This is a genomic window from Neorhizobium sp. P1_A6, assembly GCF_056406795.1.
Genome location: NZ_JBFTZM010000005.1, coordinates 200,362 through 218,630 on the forward strand (window position 1 = coordinate 200,362; position 18,269 = coordinate 218,630).

General features: G+C 60.6%; 15 protein-coding genes and 1 tRNA gene. 8 read left to right on the top strand and 8 right to left on the bottom strand.

Annotation, left to right across the window (positions count from 1 at the left end; all coding sequences use genetic code 11):
• A complete protein-coding gene (gene serA, locus AC1D3C_RS12700; RefSeq protein WP_247032217.1) occupies nucleotides 1-1,596 on the top strand; it encodes a phosphoglycerate dehydrogenase in 1,596 nt (531 codons plus the stop codon).
• 92 nt (nucleotides 1,597-1,688) lie between these two features.
• Here the strand turns inward: serA and AC1D3C_RS12705 are convergent, their stop codons facing one another.
• On the bottom strand, nucleotides 1,689-2,585 hold the full coding sequence (locus tag AC1D3C_RS12705; protein ID WP_477483135.1) for an alanine--tRNA ligase-related protein: 897 nt from the start codon (nucleotides 2,583-2,585) through the stop codon (nucleotides 1,689-1,691).
• Nucleotides 2,586-2,839: 254 nt separating this feature from the next.
• Here AC1D3C_RS12705 and AC1D3C_RS12710 point away from each other — a divergent pair, with 254 nt between their 5' ends.
• Nucleotides 2,840-3,889, top strand: a complete 1,050-nt coding sequence (locus tag AC1D3C_RS12710; RefSeq protein WP_477483136.1) for a Tim44 domain-containing protein — start codon at nucleotides 2,840-2,842, stop codon at nucleotides 3,887-3,889.
• Here AC1D3C_RS12710 and AC1D3C_RS12715 read toward each other — a convergent pair.
• The gene (locus AC1D3C_RS12715) at nucleotides 3,886-4,305 is read right to left on the bottom strand and encodes a DUF1810 domain-containing protein (protein ID WP_247135832.1); all 420 of its coding nucleotides are present in this window, start codon (nucleotides 4,303-4,305) and stop codon (nucleotides 3,886-3,888) included. The genes AC1D3C_RS12710 and AC1D3C_RS12715 overlap by 4 nt on opposite strands.
• 119 nt (nucleotides 4,306-4,424) lie before the next feature.
• Here AC1D3C_RS12715 and AC1D3C_RS12720 point away from each other — a divergent pair, with 119 nt between their 5' ends.
• The 6 genes from AC1D3C_RS12720 (at nucleotide 4,425) to AC1D3C_RS12745 (ending at nucleotide 12,630) form a co-directional block, all read left to right on the top strand.
• Nucleotides 4,425-5,546: a mechanosensitive ion channel family protein gene (locus AC1D3C_RS12720; protein WP_477483137.1), complete on the top strand. Its 1,122-nt coding sequence runs from the start codon at nucleotides 4,425-4,427 to the stop codon at nucleotides 5,544-5,546.
• Nucleotides 5,547-5,612: 66 nt separating this feature from the next.
• Complete coding sequence (locus tag AC1D3C_RS12725; protein WP_477483138.1) at nucleotides 5,613-5,891, top strand: hypothetical protein; 279 nt, start codon at nucleotides 5,613-5,615, stop codon at nucleotides 5,889-5,891.
• 144 nt (nucleotides 5,892-6,035) lie between these two features.
• Complete coding sequence (mnmA, locus tag AC1D3C_RS12730; RefSeq protein WP_477483139.1) at nucleotides 6,036-7,232, top strand: tRNA 2-thiouridine(34) synthase MnmA; 1,197 nt, start codon at nucleotides 6,036-6,038, stop codon at nucleotides 7,230-7,232.
• A 135-nt stretch (nucleotides 7,233-7,367) separates the two neighbouring features.
• Nucleotides 7,368-7,444 (top strand) — tRNA-Met (locus tag AC1D3C_RS12735).
• Between the two features lie 510 nt (nucleotides 7,445-7,954).
• A complete protein-coding gene (locus tag AC1D3C_RS12740) occupies nucleotides 7,955-11,995 on the top strand; it encodes a Pls/PosA family non-ribosomal peptide synthetase (RefSeq protein WP_477483140.1) in 4,041 nt (1,346 codons plus the stop codon).
• A gap of 77 nt (nucleotides 11,996-12,072) precedes the next feature.
• Entirely contained in the window at nucleotides 12,073-12,630 is a 558-nt protein-coding gene (locus AC1D3C_RS12745; protein WP_477483251.1) for a 4'-phosphopantetheinyl transferase superfamily protein, read from the top strand.
• A 182-nt stretch (nucleotides 12,631-12,812) separates the two neighbouring features.
• Here the strand turns inward: AC1D3C_RS12745 and AC1D3C_RS12750 are convergent, their stop codons facing one another.
• From AC1D3C_RS12750 to AC1D3C_RS12775, 6 genes are all read right to left on the bottom strand, one after another.
• Nucleotides 12,813-13,025: a hypothetical protein gene (locus AC1D3C_RS12750; RefSeq protein ID WP_038544821.1), complete on the bottom strand. Its 213-nt coding sequence runs from the start codon at nucleotides 13,023-13,025 to the stop codon at nucleotides 12,813-12,815.
• Between the two features lie 294 nt (nucleotides 13,026-13,319).
• On the bottom strand, nucleotides 13,320-14,066 hold the full coding sequence (locus AC1D3C_RS12755) for a ribonuclease activity regulator RraA (protein WP_247135828.1): 747 nt from the start codon (nucleotides 14,064-14,066) through the stop codon (nucleotides 13,320-13,322).
• A gap of 21 nt (nucleotides 14,067-14,087) precedes the next feature.
• Nucleotides 14,088-15,251: a mandelate racemase/muconate lactonizing enzyme family protein gene (locus tag AC1D3C_RS12760; protein WP_477483141.1), complete on the bottom strand. Its 1,164-nt coding sequence runs from the start codon at nucleotides 15,249-15,251 to the stop codon at nucleotides 14,088-14,090.
• 32 nt (nucleotides 15,252-15,283) lie between these two features.
• Nucleotides 15,284-16,381 carry an ABC transporter ATP-binding protein gene (locus tag AC1D3C_RS12765; protein WP_477483142.1) on the bottom strand — a complete coding sequence of 366 codons (1,098 nt, stop codon included), beginning with the start codon at nucleotides 16,379-16,381 and terminating at the stop codon, nucleotides 15,284-15,286.
• A 10-nt stretch (nucleotides 16,382-16,391) separates the two neighbouring features.
• Nucleotides 16,392-17,282: a carbohydrate ABC transporter permease gene (locus tag AC1D3C_RS12770; RefSeq protein WP_038544815.1), complete on the bottom strand. Its 891-nt coding sequence runs from the start codon at nucleotides 17,280-17,282 to the stop codon at nucleotides 16,392-16,394.
• Complete coding sequence (locus tag AC1D3C_RS12775) at nucleotides 17,279-18,238, bottom strand: carbohydrate ABC transporter permease (RefSeq protein ID WP_477483143.1); 960 nt, start codon at nucleotides 18,236-18,238, stop codon at nucleotides 17,279-17,281. The genes AC1D3C_RS12770 and AC1D3C_RS12775 overlap by 4 nt, the downstream gene beginning before the upstream one ends.
• Nucleotides 18,239-18,269 lie beyond the last annotated feature (31 nt).

The following is an 18,269-nucleotide window of genomic DNA, read 5'->3' on the forward strand; positions in this document are numbered from 1 at the left end:
ATGGCACCTCGCGTTCTCGTATCCGACGAACTGTCGGAAACCGCCGTCCAGATCTTTCGCGATCGCGGCGTCGAAGTCGATTTCCAGCCGAAGCTCGGCAAGGACAAGGAAAAACTTGCCGAGATCATCGGCAATTATGATGGCCTTGCGATCCGTTCCGCCACCAAGGCGACCGAAAAGCTGATCGCAGCCGCGACCAATCTCAAGGTCATCGGCCGCGCCGGCATCGGCGTCGACAATGTCGATATCCCGGCCGCCTCGCGGCGCGGTATCATCGTCATGAATACGCCGTTCGGCAACTCGATCACCACGGCCGAGCACGCCATCGCCCTGATGTTCGCCGTTGCCCGACAGCTTCCGGCAGCCGATGCCTCGACCCAGGCCGGCAAGTGGGAAAAGTCGCGCTTCATGGGCGTCGAGATCACCGGCAAGACGCTCGGCGTCATCGGCGCCGGCAATATCGGCGGCATTGTCTGCAAGAAGGCGATCGGCATCGGCATGCATGTTCTTGCCTATGACCCCTTCCTGTCGGCCGAGCGCGCCGAGGAAATGGGCGTCACCAAGGTCGAGCTCGACGAGCTTCTGGCCCACGCCGACTTCATTACCCTGCACGTGCCGATGACCGACAAGACCCGCGGCATTCTCGGCAAGGAGGCGCTTGCCAAGACCAAACCGGGCGTTCGCATCATCAACTGCGCCCGTGGCGGCCTCGTCGATGAGGCAGCGCTTGCCGAAGCCATCAAGTCCGGCCATGTCGCCGGTGCTGGCTTCGACGTGTTCGAAGTCGAGCCCGCCACCGAAAGCCCGCTGTTCGGCCTCGAAAACGTCGTCTGCACCCCGCATCTCGGTGCATCGACCACGGAAGCGCAGGAAAACGTCGCGCTGCAGGTCGCCGAGCAGATGTCGGACTACCTGATCAAGGGTGCGGTCTCGAACGCCATCAACATGCCGTCGATCACGGCGGAGGAAGCGCCGCGGCTGAAGCCGTTCATCCGTCTGGCGGACGTGCTCGGCGCATTCGTCGGCCAGGTCACCGAGGATGCGATTAAGGAAATCGAGATCCTCTATGACGGCTCGACGGCCGGCATGAACACCAAGGCGCTGACGAGCGCGCTGCTCGCCGGTCTCATCCGTTCGCAGGTCTCCGACGTCAACATGGTTTCGGCGCCGATCATGATCAAGGAAAAGGGCATCATCCTTTCCGAAGCCAAGCGCGACAAGTCGGGCGTCTTCGACGGCTATATCAAGCTTACCGTCACCACCGACACGATGACCCGTTCGGTTGCCGGCACCGTCTTCTCCGACGGCAAGCCGCGCTTCATCCAGATCAAGGGCATCAACCTCGATGCGGATGTCGGCGCCAACATGGTCTACATCGCCAATACCGACGTTCCCGGCATGATCGGCTTCATCGGCACGACGCTCGGCAATGCCGGCGTCAACATCGCCAACTTCCATCTCGGCCGCGACAAGGAAGGCGGCGATGCGATCGCTCTCCTTTATGTCGATGGTCCGGTTCCGGCCGACGTGCTGGCGAAACTGACCGCCAATCCGGCAGTCCGCCAGGCCAAGCCGCTGGCGTTCAACGTCGACTGAGGTCACGAAAGCTGTTCACGACCGTCATGGTCGTGAGGGTTTTCCGAGCAATACGAAGGCCTCCGGCAAACACCGCCGGAGGCCTTCGTCATTTATCCGTCCGGCATATCCTGCATGTCGGAGAGCTCGATGCCATGGGTGTCGAACCACCACTCTGGGCTCATGCCGGGATGCCTTTCCCGCAGGTGGAGATATCTGGCCCGAAGCCGGTCCTGGCGCTCGCCCTCCTCGATGAAGAAGGGATGGTCGAGCGTGCCGCCCATCCGATGAAGGCGGCGGAGCAGTTTGCGCAGGACGTAACCCTGTTGCCTGTTTCCCGGATGGTAGCCGCTTTCGATGATCTTCATGATCGCACTGCCGAGCGTTTCGCGCACATCCTCCGGCGGCGTGCCGTTGATGAGCATGTCGAGACGATCGGCGCCGAAGCCGACATCGATGCAGGTTCCAAGCGGATTGACGATATTTCCGATTTCCACCCCATCCTTGTAGAACTCGGTACTGTATCCCGTAATGCTGCCATCGCTCCAGGTACATTCCGGATCGGGGACGATCGGAAGGCGTCCGCGGTAAAGCGGCGTCCAGTCGGCCAGGCGATCGGGATGGATGGTGACGTGATCCGGCACAAGACCGAGCGTCGCCAAGAACTCGAGCCAGAAATCGATGGCACCGCCAACGCTCATCTCCCGGAAGGAGAAGAGGCCAAGCATGGTGAAGTGAAGGAAGTGGGTTCCGTCTCCGATTTCGTCCAGATCGCCCAGACGCAGGCATGCCTGGCTGTTTGCGACGGTTCCCTCATGGGAAGGATCGGAGAAGAGGAGTTTGTACCGCTGCATGCCAGCGCTGCAGAAGAGCGTGGTGGCGTCATGCGGCCTTACGGATTCAAAGGTTTCGAAATCGATGCCCTTTGAAAGGCAGAAGTCTTGATAGTGCCGGATCAGGCGTCCCGCGGTGTCATAGGCAACCTCCTTTGCATTTGTGTGCCTTGCCAAAAGGTAATGGCATTCCGCATGCCGCGCAATGCGGGATGCAAGGACAATCTCTCGGGGCAAGAAGGCCCGCGCCGGGATGTCGCAGGTCAATATGAAAATTACACCCTTGAGCTGTATTTTTGGAGCTTGGCTCCCGTTTCAAACTTGGTTATCTACTTCGACGGGAAAAACGGATGGCGGATCTAAAATCCGGGACCATCCGTCGCTATATAGACCGGGAACACCGCGATAGAGCGGTTTATGAGGAGAAAACGATGTTATCGAAGCTTCGGCGTTTCAAGAACCTGTTCGCGATCCTGGCGATCGGGATGGCGGTTTCCTTGACCGCCGTGGATTTGGCTGAGGCGCGCCGCGCCAGCGGCGGCGGTTTTGGCAGCCGCGGCACGCGCACATTCTCGGCTCCGGCGACCACAAATACCGCGCCCACGGCGCCGACCGGCATCAACCGGTCGATGACGCCCAACACGCAGCAGAACGCCACGACGCCACAGAACGGCTTTGGTCAGCAGGCAGCGCAGCAGCCTCGTCGCGGCCTCTTCGGGGGTATGTTCGGCGGCCTGCTCGGCGGTCTCGCTCTTGGCGGCCTGATCGGCATGTTCATGGGTACCGGTTTTGGCGGCATGGCCGGCATGCTTGGCATGCTGCTGCAGATCGCGCTGATCGGCGGTCTCGCCATGCTGGCTTTCCGTTGGTTCGCCCGCCGTCAGCAGACGGCCGGCGGCCCGGCAGGGGGCATGAACACCGGGTTTGGCCAGCAGCGCAACGCCTATGATGCGCCGAGCCAGAACACCTCGTCCTTCCAGATCCCGAAGATCGGGTCGCTGGGTGGCAGCGGGCAGGGCGGTTTTGGCGGCGGCCAAAATGCCGCTCCGCGTCAGGCCGGTCCGGAAACCGACGAGATCGGCATCACCAACCGCGACCTCGACCAGTTCGAGAAGCTGTTGACCAACGTCCAGTCTGCCTATGGCGAAGAGGACTATGCCAAGCTGCGCAGCCTCACCACGCCGGAGGCGATGTCCTATCTGGCGGAAGAACTCGGCGAGAACGCTACCAAAGGCGTCAAGAACGAGGTGAAGGACGTGAAGCTGCTGCAGGGCGACCTCGCCGAAGCCTGGCGCGAAAACGGCCAGGACTATGCGACCGTCGCGATGCGCTATTCGAGCGTCGACTACATGAAGGACCGCAAGACCGGCGCAGTCGCCGAAGGCGATCCGAACGCGGTGACCGAAACCGTCGAAGTCTGGACCTTCGTGCGCAAGCCCGCCAACGACTGGCAGCTCTCGGCGATCCAGGCGGCCGCCTAACTTCGAAGCAGCGCGACGGTCTTTTCGTCGCGCTCGCCATCAAAGAACTGCGAAAGGGCTTTGCCGAAAGGCGAGCCCTTTTTGCTGACGGCCTCGAACAGCGTCATCGAACTCTTGAATTTGATATCGTCCGGCGAGCCGAGGATCACGTGTGCGGAAAGATCCGGATGGGACAGCATCGCTTCGGTGCATTCGGTGAGCCGGGGTCCCAGCAGGGGATGTTCGAGATAGGCTGTCGCCTCGGCTCTCGAGCCGATCGCGAAGCGCTGGGACATGATCGAGAAGCCAAGCCCCTCCACCTGCGGGAAGATGTACCACATCCAGTGGGAGCGCTTTTTGCCATCGCGCAGCTCGCCGATGACGCGCCCATAGACCGGCGCTTGCGCGTCGACAAAGCGCATGAGGTCGAATTGCATTGTCTCTCCGTCCTGATCGCCCTGTTGCCACAAATCACCCCAGGCCAAGAAGACTCTCAAATCATGAAATTTTTGCGGCCGCTCTTTCCGATGCTGCATCGCACCCTAGCTGAGGAGGTATGGAACGCTTCATTCAGGAATTCCGGAATGATACGGCCTGGTTGCCGGACTGGCTTGTCAGCTGCGGTGTCATGGCCATTGCATTTCTGATCGGGCTTGCGATCCAGCGTTTTGGATTTCGCTTTCTGACGCGGCTGGTCGAGAACAAGGACCTGTTCTGGCGGTCGCTGGTATCGCGCACGCGGCGGCCGATGCGGCTGGCGATCCTCACCTGGACGCTGTCGCTCGGCGCGACCATTGCCCCGCTGAGTGCCGGGCAGGCGGAGGTGATACGTCACCTGCTGCTGCTCGGCTTCATCATCGTCGTCGGCTGGATGGTGAAGATCGCCCTGCATGTATGGATGATCGTCTATCTGCGCCGCTTCAAGCTCGATGCGGAAGACAATCTGCTCGCCCGCACCCATGTCACCCAGTCGCGGATCGCTGAGCGGATTGCGAGCTTCATGATCGTGGCGATCACCATCGCCGCGATGCTGATGACCTTCCCGGCCGTGCAGCAATATGGGGTCAGCCTGCTCGCATCGGCCGGGGTCGCCGGCGTCGTGCTGGGCCTTGCGCTGCAACCGGTGCTGAAGAACATCTTTGCCGGCATCCAGCTCGCCATCACCCAGCCGATCCGCATCGACGACGCACTGATCGTTGAGGGCGAATGGGGCAATGTCGAGGAGATCACCTCCACCTATGTGGTGGTGAAACTGTGGGACTGGCGGCGGATGATCCTGCCGCTCAGCTATTTCATGGAAAAGCCGTTCCAGAACTGGACGCGCGACAGTACGGCGCTGATCGGCACGGTGATGATCTATCTCGACTATTCGGTTCCGGTGAGTGCGGTGCGCCGCAAGGTCGAGGAAATTGCCGCAGCGTCAAAACTCTGGGACAAGCGGGTGGTTGCCGTGCAGGTGACGGATTTTCGGGAAAATGTCATGGAGATCCGCATTCTCGTCTCGGCCTCCAATGCTCCGAGAACCTTCGATCTCAGATGCGAGGTCCGCGAGAAGATCATCGACTTCATTCAGCGCGAATATCCGGCAAGCCTCCCGCGGGTGCGGGCGGAAGGTGCGGCCAGCAGCGTCAGGACGGCTGCCGGGAAGGCGGTACGGCATGGCGTGCTGCAGTCGTGATTGCGGTCTTGACCGTTTGTTCATGCCGGCGGCCTAGAATAGCCCGCCTAGGCGCGGAGACGGGCGATGGTACTGAACTGGGCGATCTTCCTTGGCGGCATCGGATACCTGGCCTATGCGGTTGCCTCGGCAATGGCCGGGCAGGAAATTTTCCTGTTCGGCGATGGTGGCCTGTTCCTGCGTTATGCGGAGCACGGCACTCTTGTCAGGCTCTATTTCGGCCTCATCGCCCTCTGCACGCTGTTTGCCGGCATCTTCGTCGTCGGCAGCTTGGTGCCCGAGACGGAGTTCGGGCGGATGACCAGGAGCCTCTGGGCCCGGCTTGAAAAACTGCCCGGCCGATGAGCCGATTCGCGCTCCTCCTTGCGCAGGCCACAAATCCTTTCTATATCCGGCAATAATCGCCTTCGACGGCCGATCCCGCCGCAGGTCTTCAACACGCCGCTTCAATCATCTGGACGGGTGGCTTCGAGATACCGAGAGAGTTCCGTGAACACGCTGGATTTTGACAAGAGGCCGGAAGACACACGTGTTGTCGTTGCCATGTCGGGGGGAGTGGATTCCTCCGTCGTCGCAGGTCTGCTCAAACGCCAGGGTTATGACGTGCTCGGCATCACGCTGCAGCTCTATGACCATGGGGCGGCCGTGCACCGCGCCGGCTCGTGCTGCGCCGGCCAGGACATCGACGACGCGCGCCGTGTTTCCGAAACCCTCGGAATCCCGCATTACGTGCTCGATTACGAGAAGCGGTTCCGTGAAACGGTGATCAACCCGTTCGCCGAAGCCTATGCGATGGGCGAGACGCCGATCCCCTGCGTTGCCTGCAACCAGACGGTCAAGTTCGCCGATCTGTTGGCGACGGCCAAAGAACTGGGGGCTGATGCGCTGGCCACCGGCCACTATATCCGCTCGTCCGCCAATCCGTCGCCGGGCAATCCGAACCGCCGCGCGCTGTTCCGTCCGATCGACAGCGATCGCGACCAGAGCTGGTTCCTGTTCGCAACGACCCAGGAGCAGATCGACTACCTGCGCTTCCCGCTCGGCGRCATGTCGAAGGCGCAGGTGCGCGAGCTGGCCGAGGAGATGGGCCTTGTTGTCGCCAAGAAGGCCGACAGCCAGGATATCTGTTTCGTGCCGCAGGGCAAATATGCCGATATCATCAGCAAGGTGAAGCCGAACGCGGCACTCGCCGGCGATATCGTGCATATGGACGGGCGCGTGCTCGGCCGCCACGAAGGCATCGTGCATTATACGATCGGCCAGCGCCGCGGCATCGGCATCGCCACCGGCGAGCCGCTCTACGTCGTTTATCTCGATGCTCGCTCGCGCCGGGTGATCGTCGGGCCGAAGGAAGCGCTGGATACCCATCGCGTCTATCTGCGCGACGTCAACTGGATCGGCGACGGTGCGCTTGGCGAGGATACCAAGGGCGGATTTGCCTGTTTCGCCAAGGTGCGCTCGACCCGTCCGCCGACGCCGGCGGTCCTCCATTCCGACGAACACGGCGTCTATGTTGATCTGGCGATCGGCGAGGCCGGCGTCGCTCCGGGCCAGGCCTGCGTGCTCTATTCGGCCGAAGGTGCGGATGCGCGCGTCTATGGCGGCGGTTTCATCGAGCGTTCGGAACGCGCAGCCGAGGCCGAAATCGCCCTGAAGGCTCTGCTTTCGACACCCGTCGCTGCCTGAAACGTGCACTAACCGGGGCTCACGAAATTGCCGTCGGTTTTTGCCCAGACCCTGCTTGACACTTTGGTGACGGGGGACTTATAAGCCGCACGACCAAAGCGGAACCGGCCACGCCGGAACTTCCGCAGTCCCTGTGGCGGGGTAGCTCAGTTGGTGAGAGCGCAGGATTCATAACCCTGAGGTCGGCAGTTCAATTCTGCCTCCCGCTACCATTCAGTCCAGCGAAACCAGTCTCAGCGGCGCATTCTCGGAATGGCGTCGACATTTCCGCCGGTTAGCGGATATCTCAGGTCTGCGGCGTCTGGGTTCCGCGATTTCCTCGTCTCAGTCTCTGCTTGCGACCAGCCATGTCTTCGGCGCGGGAGAAGTGGCGAAACTCAGGGAGATCTTCCGGTCCCGGCTCGTGCAACACAGCGAACGTCTCAACCGGCGGGCGCTGGCGGGCAAGGCCCCGATCTTCACTTGCGCAGCATCTGTCTGCTGGGCGGCAGTCTCAGTCCAGGGAGCGCTCTTGACGCAGTTCGTTTCATAGCAGTGGGACCTGCTTTGACGCGCCCAACAAAGCTGCTTTTCTTTTCACGAAATCTCGCGTAAGGCGCGCGAAGCTAACAATGACGACGGCCGCAAACTGTACGCCGGCGCCACAGGCGATCCCTGCATCGGCAAGGAAGCGAGATCGCCAACGTCACGTCGCTGGATACAGTACAAGCAGGATATTAGACATGAACGACGCGGGGATCCATGTGCGCGGTCTCAATTCGGGCCATTCGGAGGTGACGGAGCGCGGTGCGGTGCCGCAGATCCTATGTGGCCCTGATCCACGGAACGTTTCCCTGCCAGGCGAACGGCTCTCCAGCCTGTTCGAGCGCTGTGCCGAGCGCTACGGCGCGATGCCAGCCGTTATAGACGGCGGGCGCATGTGGACCTACATTGAAATTGACGCTGAGGCGAACCGCCTTGCGCGCTTACTCGCCCTGCGCGGCGTCAAGCCCGGAGACCGGGTAGCCCTGCTGCTCGAGCGGTCGGCCGAGACGTATATAGCGATCCTCGCTGTCATGAAGTTAGGGGCGGCCTTCGTACCGCTTGCAGCTGCCTTCCCCGAAGAGCGCATGTCTTTGATTATCGAGGACGCTGATGTTCGTTTCGTCGTCACAATGGCCGAGCATGTGGCGCGCGCGGCGGCGCTTTCCGTTCCACATATCGTGATTGCGGCCAACTGTCCGGAGACCGCCCGTCAATCGGACAGCCCGCTCAATATCGTCGGATCCGACGACGATATCTGCTATATCCTCTATACATCCGGGACGACCGGCCGACCCAAGGGCGTGGCGGTGCGCCACCAAAGCATCTGCAATTTCGTTGACGTTGCCGCCGCAGCATATGGCTATCGACCGGGCGACCGTGTCTATCAGGGCATGACGATCGCCTTCGACTTCTCCACCGAAGAGATCTGGGTGCCATTTGTCGCCGGTGCCACGATCGTCCCCGCGCCCGGCCGCATGACGCTGGTAGGCGAGGAACTCGGCGACTTCCTTCGCGCTAACGCCATTACCTGCATGGCCTGCTCGCCGACGCTGCTGTCGTCCTTGGAAAGCGATGTGCCGAGCTTGCACACCATACTCGTGGGCGGCGAAGCCTGTCCGCAGAATCTCGTGACCCGCTGGTCGAAACCGGGCCGCCGCATCCTTAATACATACGGCCCGACTGAAGCGACGGTGACCGCGACCATGGGCTACCTGACGCCCGAGCGCCGCGTGACCATCGGGTCGCCGCTGCCCTCTTATTCTATCGTGATCCTTGATGCCGAAGCGCCGCGATTGGCGGCGGCCGGGGAATTTGGAGAAATCGGCATTGCCGGCATCGGCCTTGCAGTCGGCTACCTCAATCGGCCGGATCTGACGGCACAGAAATTCATTCCTGACTTTCTCGATCTGCCTAATAATCCCTCAAAACGCATCTACCGTACCGGCGATCTTGGCTGCATAAATACAGACGGCGAAATCGAATATCACGGCCGAATCGATACACAGGTGAAGATTCGCGGCTATCGCATCGAGCTGGGTGAAATCGAGACGGCCTTGCTCGACCAGCCCGATATAGCGCAGGCCGCCGTCACCACTTGGGAGGTCGAGCCCGGCCGCCTGGAGCTGGTTGGTTATTATGCGCTAAAATCCGGTACCGGAACTCTTTCTCGCGCCCATCTTGCTAAAGAACTGCGCCGGCGCCTACCGGAGTACATGGTACCCTCATTCCTTGAGGAGCTTGTGGCATTGCCAATGACAGTCTCCGATAAGGTGGATACGGGGAGGCTGCCAAAGCCGATGGGCCTCCGGCTCAGCACAGGGCGCAAGGAAGTCCTCCCCTCCACCGATGACGAGAGCTATCTGGTGGTGGCGCTGGGCGAAGTGCTGATGATGGACGACATCTCCGTTGAGGATCATTTTTTTGATGATCTCGGCGCGAACTCATTGCTGATGGCGCGCTTCTGTGCCCGCCTGCGTGCACGCCAGGAGTGGTCAGGCGCTTCGATGCGGGACATCTATCTCAATCCGACGGTCGCCGCTCTGGCGCGACACCTGCGCGGCCCTGAGGACAAGGCGATACCCGTGGAGGAGCCTGTCCTCAATCACCGCGCCTCGAACCTCGCCTACTGGACCAGCGGCGCCGCGCAGATCGCCTTTTATTGCCTCTTCGGCTATTTCGATCTTTGGATGCTGAACTATGGGCTCAACTGGGTCTATGACACGCTCGACGACCCGGTTCAGCTCTACCTGCGCTGTGCAATATTGTCGGCAGCGGTTTTTTTCGGTATGTCAGGCTTTGCCGTTGCGATGAAGTGGCTGCTCGTCGGCCGCTGGAAAGCAGAGAGCTTTCCGATTTGGGGTCTTCGCTACTACCGCTTCTGGGTGGTCAAGACGCTCATACGTACAGCGCCGGTCGTCCTCTTTCGCGGCAGTCCGCTTTACAACCTCTATCTTCGCTTGCTCGGTGCCCGTCTCGGCCGCAACGCTACCATCGAGTCCCGCACGATCCCGGTCTGCACCGACCTGATCTCCATCGGGGACAACGCCATACTGCGCAAGGAATCCATGATCCTCGGCTATCGCGCTCAGGCCGGCTATATTCATACGGGATCGATCTCCATCGGCCGCGACGCCTTCGTCGGCGTAGGTTCGGTGATTGATATTGATACATCCGTTGGGGAGCGAGCACAGCTCGGCCATGCGTCCTCGCTGCAGCGAGGAGAGCACATTCCAGACGATGCCCACTGGCACGGATCCCCGGCGATACCGACCACGGCGGATTACTGCAAAGCCCCGACCCTTAGCCTTTCGAAGATGCGACGCTTTAGTTACGAGGCTGTACAGCTCATCACACTTTTCGCTGTTGTCACCCCGTTCCCTCTGTGGTTCCACAGCTACTGGCAAAATGTCAGCGACGACTATCAGGAGTCTATCGGTATCGTCGCCGTCGGCACGACCGTGACGCTCTTTGCTCTCACCAGCGCGCTGCTTTTCGTCGCGCTCGTGCTGCCGCGCCTGTTCAGCTTAATGCTGAAGCCCGGGCGCACCTACCGACTCTATGGCTTTCATTTCTGGTTGCAGTCTATCGTCGAGGCTTCCACCAATGCTCGCTTTCTCAACCTGATATTCGGCGACAGCTCCGCCATCGTCCACTACATGCGGGCACTTGGCTGGAAACTTAACAAGGTGGTGCAAACCGGCTCGAACTTCGGCAGCAATCAGCAGCAAGACAATCCGCTGTTCTGCGAGATCGGTTCCGGAACGATGGTTTCGGACGGGCTCTACATGATCAACGTCCACAAGTCGGCTTCTGCCTTCAGGCTGGAGCACACCAAGGTCGGCGAGCGCAATTACTTCGGGAACAACATCTTCTATCCGCCGGATAGCCGGACCGGGGATAACGTGCTGCTTGGCACAAAAGTGATGGTACCAATCGATGGACCGTTACGCGAAAACGTGGGCCTGCTCGGTTCGCCGCCTTTCGAGATCCCGCGAATTGTCAAGCGCGATAAAGAACTCATTCAAGGTGTCAGCGACGCCGAACGCCGCGGCTGTCTCCCGCACAAGAACAGGCACAATCTCACGACCGCCCTGATGTTTATCGCCACGCAATGGACAGTGTTGTTCATTACATTGGCGATTTGGGACCGGGCGCTGAACTATTACACGGAGTGGGCCCAGATGGCTCTGTTCGTCGCGGTCGTACTGACGGCAGCGTTTGCCATTCCGTTCCATATCTTCTTGGAGTGGGCGAGCCTGCGCTTCCGAAAGCTTCAGCCGCAGATGAACACCATCTACGATGTCGCCTTCTGGCGTCACGAGCGTCACTGGAAGCTGTCGGATTCGCCGGTTGTGCAGCTCTTCGCCGGCACGCCGTTCCGTCCAATGATACTGCGAGCGTTAGGGGTCAAGATTGGCAGGCGCGTCTACGATGGCGGCGCGAACCTAACAGAAAGATCGCTGGTGGAGATCGGCGACGACGCGACGCTCAACGAAGGCTGCGTCATTCAGGCACACTCGCTGGAGGAAGGCGCGTTCAAGTCGGATTTCATCCGCATCGGCAACGGTTGCACCCTCGGCCCCGCGGCCTTCATTCATTACGGCGTAACCATGGGAGATGGAGCACTCGCCGACGTTGATTGCTTTGTGATGAAAGGCGAAATCCTTCAGCCGAACTCGATCTGGCGCGGCAATCCCGCAAAGCCTGGCGGTTTTCTCAAGTCGGTTGCGGGCAAATGAACGGCGGAGCGGCAGAAGCTGCGCTATTGACGGAGATGAAGCGGCTTGCCCCGCCGACTGTCCGGCTCGGTTGTCGCATGATCGGCCCAAATGACGAAGCCTTGCTCCTGCCTGACGAAGTGGCCGCCATTACCTCCAGGCAACCTGCGGCCCGGCGAGCGAGCGGTACCGCCCGCTCGCTTGTCCGATGTCTACTGGCGCTTGAAGATGCGGAAGAGGGCCCCATAGGGCGTTCCCCCGCCGGAGCACCGCTCTGGCCCCGGGGCTTCGTCGGCTCTCTCGCGCATGATGCGGAAATGGCGGTCGCAGCCATTGCCAGAAGCGTTCACGTGCCCTCGCTCGGCATTGATGTCGAGCCGGCCGAACCGCTGCCGGACGACGTCGCCGCCCTTGTACTGACTTCCGGGGATGTCCTCTCGGGGGTCGAAGCGCGTTTTGCGACGCGCGTTCTCTACAGCGCGAAGGAGGCGGCCTACAAAGCCGCGTACCCGCTTGATGGGGAAATTCTGGGTTACGAGCATATAAATGTCGATCTTGCTCGCCGCGAGGCCGTGACCGCAGGCGGCCGCAGGATGCGGCTGTCCTTTTGCACGTTGCCTCGTGTTGTCGTCCTTGCCGCTGCGGTAAACGGTTAGCGGCAGGCGACGCCGGGGTCCCTGAACTTCTATCTCACCGAACTCGCTCGTTTAGGCGGTTAACCAAGGATATCGGTTGGCACGAAAGGGCCGCCGCCTTGTGGGGCTATAAGGTTCCGCTGGGAGTTGCGACCGGCCTGTGCAATGACAGGTTCCGGCCGCCGCCCCGCCCTGGGTAATGGTCAGTTCAAGGAACGAGACGCGGCGAGCAAGCCCGCGGCCTCGGCAAGTTTCTCCGGATCTTTAAGCCCGCGGCAGTAGAGATCGTACACGATGGGCGCGACCGCTTCCGCACTACGTTCCGAGCTTTCGGCCGCGACAATGACTGCGTGTCTGAGGAGAGAAATGTCTCCCATCGTCATTGCGCGAGCTGGGAAAGGATTGTGATATGTCATATCCACCTCCTTTGAAGGGGCAACTATAGGTGATGGGAGATACCCTTTCCACAGATATTGCCAAACCCACGGGATCTGTACGGAAGCGGACGAAGATGGTGTTTCACTGATCCCGAACCTTGATACCGGCCTCGGCGGCCGCTCCGGTAAAAGCCTGTCGAGCTTAGGGGAGATCATCCAGCTCTGCGTTCGATCTTTGCGCCAACACGAGATTACTTTCCGAATGGCCGATGCGCATGGCCGGGCCTGGTGACACCCCGGAAAATTCGCCGCCCGCCTGGGGTAATCCATTGGCTAAGTTGGTCCCAAGCGGTTTGTTTTGCGCCACTCTTCGTACTCTCCGCGGGCATCGTCATGCAGCGGATAGTAGCGCTGCAACGACCCACCCTCCATAAGCTTCTCGCGCGAGAATTCTTCCCATTCGTGATGTTTTTGTGCCTCTTCGATTACCTTCGAGGCCATTGAAACCGGAAGCACCACCACCCCGTCGTCATCGGCGACGATGATGTCGCCGGGAATGACCGTGACGCCGCCGCAGGCAATCGGAACGTTGACGGCATTGGGGTAGATGCTGGTCTGGACATGGTAGTTGGGCGTCCAGCCGCGCAGCCAAAGGGGGAGATCCAGTTTCTCGACATTGGGCCGATCGCGCATGCACCCGTCGATCACGATGCCAGCGCCGCCTCTGCCTTTGAAATAGGTCGACATCATATCGCCGAAGACGCCCGAACTCATATCGCCACGCGCATCGACCACGACTACATCGCCCTCCTGCGCGTGATAGAGCACATGCCGGTGCAACTGCGTCTCCGGATCGGCATATTCTCCTTCGTTGAAGAGATCCGGCCGCTGCGGCATGAATTGAAGCGTCAGGGCCGGCCCGACGATCGACTTCCCGCGATTCTGCGGCACGGGACCAACCATGTGCGGATTGCGGAAGCCCATGTGGCCAAGCGTGCCGGCAACCGTCGCGGCGCCGATTTCCTTCAGTGCGTCGATCAGGTCCTTGGACGGTCGCGTAATATCGGGTGTCTGCGTCATTTTAGGCTCCGGTGGATGAAACTACCAGTTTGTGACAGAACCGTCGCGGCGCTTCAGGTGAGGCGCTTCCCAGAAACGAAAGCTCTCCGCCTTGACCGCCTCTTCGTTGACCTCGACGCCGAGCCCCGGCAGATCGCTGACCGGATAGTCGGGGCCGTCGAGCCGCGGTTGCACGGGGAAGAAGTCGGAATTATCGAAGCCCAGCTTTGCTTCGGGCGCCCTGGTCTCGAGCCAAGCGAAATTCGGTACCGCGGCGGCGAGATGGATGGTCGCGGCCGTGCAGACCGGGCCGAGGGGATTGTGCGGCATCAGGTCCACATAGTGCGCCTCGCTCCAACCAGCGACCTTCATTGCTTCGGTGAGCCCGCCCACATTGCAAACATCGAGCCGGTTGAACTGATGGATGCCGCGCTCGATGTAGGGCAGGAACTGCCACTTGCTGGCAAATTCCTCGCCGATGGCGAACGGGATGTCGGTCATCGTGCGCAGGGATTCGTAAGCTTCCGGTGTCTCGTCCCGTATTGGCTCCTCGAGGAAATCAAGCACGCCCCGGCCGAGTTTGTTGCAGAAGCTCGCCGCCTCTGCCACCGACAGCCGATGGTGATAGTCGATGCCGAGGACGACGTCATCGCCAAGCGCTTCTCGCGCCTTGTTTAGCATATTCGCGGTAGCGCCGATCGACTCGCGGGGCTCAAAAATGTCCTTGTTGTTTTGCCCGATGGGGAAGAAACGGATCGCCTGCCACCCCTGCGCGCGTAGTTCGCGGGCTCGTTCGATGGCAATATCGCCCTCGGCCTCGTCACCGGTCGAAGCGAAGGTAGGAATGCGGTCGCGCTGCTTACCGCCCAGCAGTTCGTAGACCGGCACCCCCAGCGCCTTGCCTTTGATGTCGTGAAGGGCAATGTCGATGGCGGAAATCGCCGCCTGCAGAACGCGCCCGCCTTCGAAATATTGGCTGCGATAAACTTCTTGCCAGATCCGACCAATCTGCATCGGGTCGCGGCCGATGAGAAACTCGCGATAGTGCTCGATCGCACCGGCCACGGCCTTCTCGCGACCGCTCAAGCCGCTCTCGCCCCATCCGAAGATGCCGTTGTCGGTCTCGACCTTGACGAGCATCTGGTTGCGTATTCCGATCCATACCGGATAGGGCTTGATAGCGGTGATTTTAAGCTTCGTAGTCATCTACACCCTGTTTCACACGTATCTGGCCTGTCTCAGCTGGCCATGAGGGCCATTTCTGTTTCGCCGTCGAACAGATGCATCCGCTCCTGGTCGAACTCGAGCCAGATCGGTTCGTCGGGCGCGACGGCAATGGTCGGCGGCACGCTGACGTTGACGATGGCGCCAGACAGGAACGCCTGTACGAAGGTGACGTCTCCGGTCGGCTCCACCGTGTAGGCCTTGGCAGGAACGCTTCCTGGCACCGCACTCTTGTGCAGCTTGATCGTCGAGTGGCGTGCGCCGAGCACGACTTTCTTGGTGGTTGCCGTCGCGACCTTCCGGGCGTTGTGTGGCGAGAGCTCGAGGCGCCAGCCCTCCGCGCTTGTCAACACAGTGTCGCCGCTCGCCGTTGATGCCTCCAGCGGAACAAGGCTCATCGCCGGGCTGCCGACAAAGCTGGCGACGAACATGTTCACCGGATGTGCAAACACCTGCGCCGGTGAAGCGTATTGCTGAAGGTAACCGCCGTTCATCACCGCCATTCTGTCCGCCATGGTCACGGCTTCGAGCTGGTCGTGCGTCACATAGATGATCGTTGCCTTGAGGTCCTGATGGAAACGCTTGATCTCCGAACGCATCTGCACGCGCAGCTTCGCGTCGAGGTTGGAGAGTGGTTCATCCATCAGGAATACCGCCGGATCGCGGACGAGGGCACGGCCGAGCGCCACGCGCTGCTGTTGCCCGCCCGAAAGTTCGCGTGGCTTGCGCTCGAGCAGCTGGGTCATGTCGAGCACGCGCGCTGCTTCCCTGACCTTCTTGTCGATCTCGTCCCTTGGCAGTTTGCGCATCTGCAGCGGGAACGCCAGGTTTTTGTAGACCGATTTCTGCGGATAGAGCGCGTAGTTCTGGAACACCATTGCGATGTCCCGGTCCTTGGGGTCGAGGTCGTTGACCACCCGCTCGCCGATGACGATGTCGCCAGATGTGATGGGGATGAGCCCCGCCACAAGATTGAGGGTGGTTGTCTTGCCGCAGCCCGAAGGGCCGACGAGCGCAACGAATTCGCCGTCGTTGACCGTCAGCGAAACATTGTTGACAGCTTTGAAGCTGCCATAGGTCTTGACGAGATCATTGAGGACCACGTGGGCCACCGGCAACTCCCTAGTGCTTGACTGCGCCTTCCGTGAGGGCGCGTACGAAATATCGTTGGAGGAGGAGGAACAGGACCACGACGGGCACGCTCATCATGAAGCTCGCCGCCATCAGGCCCGGAAAGTCCGTGGTATTTTCCGAGAAGAAGCGCTGGATGCCGACCGGCAGTGTCAACTGCTCATTCTTGGAGAGGAATGTGTAGGCGTAGATGTATTCGTTCCACGCACCGATGAAGGAATAGATCGCCGTGGCGATGATGCCCGGCGTCGAGAGCGGCATCACGATCAGGACAAAGGCCTGGAACCGCGTTGCCCCGTCGATGCGCGCCGCCTGCTCGAGCTGCACAGGGATATTGTCGTAGAAGCCCTTGAGGAGCCAGATTGCCAGCGGCAGGCCGAATGTGAGGTAGGTGAGAATGAGCGACCCATGCGTGTTCACCAAGCCGATCGCGCGCATCAGGATGAACAGCGGCACGAGGAAGATCACCGCCGGGAACATGTTGCGAAGCAAGACGGCGAAGAACAGAAAGTTCCGACCCGGGAAGGTGAAGCGCGAAAACGCGTAGGCCGCAGGAACTGCCACGATCACCGAAAGGATAGTCGTGGTCGTGGAGACGAAAAGGCTGTTCCAGAAGAAACGGAGGAAGTCCTGGCCTACGCTGTTTTGCGGGTCGAGGAGCTTCTCGTAGCTGGCAAGGGTCGGTTGGTCAGGCCACCATTGCGGCGGGAATTGCATGGCTGCGAAGCCGGACTTGATCGAGGTGATCAGCATCCAGATCATCGGCAGCGCAGTGTAAAGCAGCATGAACGCGAGGAAGATGCGTCCACCCCACCGCCATCCGTCGATGCGCACACGGCGACGGGCCTGGCTTCGGGGAGCAGTCTCAGCAATCGTGCTCATGCGCTCCCATCCTTCCGCTCGTTGCCGCTTAGCGCACGGACGTAGAAGTAGCCGAGCGACATCAGGATCAGGAACAGCAGCACTGAATAGGCCGATGCCACTCCCCAGCGCTGGCGGCCGAAGGCGAGCTCATAAATGTGGGTGATCCAGATATGCGATGCGTTCGACGGCCCGCCGCCGGTCATGATCCAGGGGATAATGAAGGAATTGAAGTTGGCCACTGCCAGGAGAAGGATCGTCACGGTCGAGACGTTTCTCAGGTGCGGGAAGGTGACGTGCCAGAACCGCTGCCATGCATTGGCTCCGTCGACTTTTGCCGCGCGCAGCAACTGATCGGGTACTGTTTGCAGGCCAGCCATCATCATGATCATGGCAAACGGAAACTCCCGCCAGATATTGACGACGATCAGGGAGGGCAGCACCGTGTTGACGCTGTCGATGAAATTCGGCGGTCGGTCGGCCAATCCCAGGCCGACCAGTACCGCGCCGATAATCCCAAAGTCCGAATGGTAGATCCATTTCCAGATATAGGACGCGGCGACCGCGCTGATGACCCAGGGAATGATCAGGATGGCTCGCAAGATGCCACGGCCGACAAAGTCACGATGGAGCGCCAGTGCGCTGGCAAACCCGAGGACAAATGAGATCAAAGTGGATCCCGCTGTCCAGATAAGCGTGTTCCGGGTGACCGTCCAGAACACCGGACTTGTGAGGATCGCGGTGTAGTTGTTAAGGCCGACGAAAATCTTGTCCCGGAGCTGTAGGCCAGGCGGTGTATTGAAGAACGAAAGCTCGATCGTGTAGTAGATCGGATAGGCTATGACGATGAGCATCACGGCGATTGCAGGGAGCACATAGGCGTAGTCGGCGCGATATTCCCAAACCTTTCGCAGCAGACCGGGCCCTTCGGGTCGCAGTCTACGGCTGGTCTCGGCCTTGCCAGTCAAGATCGTCACGGTGCCATGCCCCCATTTTTCGGAAAAAACC

Coding starts and splice junctions, on each gene's coding strand:
- AC1D3C_RS12710 (WP_477483136.1), top strand. CDS start 2,840: ATGTTATCGAAGCTTCGGCGTTTCAAGAACCTGTTCGCGATCCTGGCG.
- AC1D3C_RS12750 (WP_038544821.1), bottom strand. CDS start 13,025: ATGACATATCACAATCCTTTCCCAGCTCGCGCAATGACGATGGGAGAC.
- serA (WP_247032217.1), top strand. CDS start 1: ATGGCACCTCGCGTTCTCGTATCCGACGAACTGTCGGAAACCGCCGTC.
- AC1D3C_RS12715 (WP_247135832.1), bottom strand. CDS start 4,305: ATGCAATTCGACCTCATGCGCTTTGTCGACGCGCAAGCGCCGGTCTAT.
- AC1D3C_RS12725 (WP_477483138.1), top strand. CDS start 5,613: ATGGTACTGAACTGGGCGATCTTCCTTGGCGGCATCGGATACCTGGCC.
- AC1D3C_RS12755 (WP_247135828.1), bottom strand. CDS start 14,066: ATGACGCAGACACCCGATATTACGCGACCGTCCAAGGACCTGATCGAC.
- AC1D3C_RS12740 (WP_477483140.1), top strand. CDS start 7,955: ATGAACGACGCGGGGATCCATGTGCGCGGTCTCAATTCGGGCCATTCG.
- AC1D3C_RS12720 (WP_477483137.1), top strand. CDS start 4,425: ATGGAACGCTTCATTCAGGAATTCCGGAATGATACGGCCTGGTTGCCG.
- AC1D3C_RS12760 (WP_477483141.1), bottom strand. CDS start 15,251: ATGACTACGAAGCTTAAAATCACCGCTATCAAGCCCTATCCGGTATGG.
- AC1D3C_RS12770 (WP_038544815.1), bottom strand. CDS start 17,282: ATGAGCACGATTGCTGAGACTGCTCCCCGAAGCCAGGCCCGTCGCCGT.
- AC1D3C_RS12745 (WP_477483251.1), top strand. CDS start 12,073: ATGATCGGCCCAAATGACGAAGCCTTGCTCCTGCCTGACGAAGTGGCC.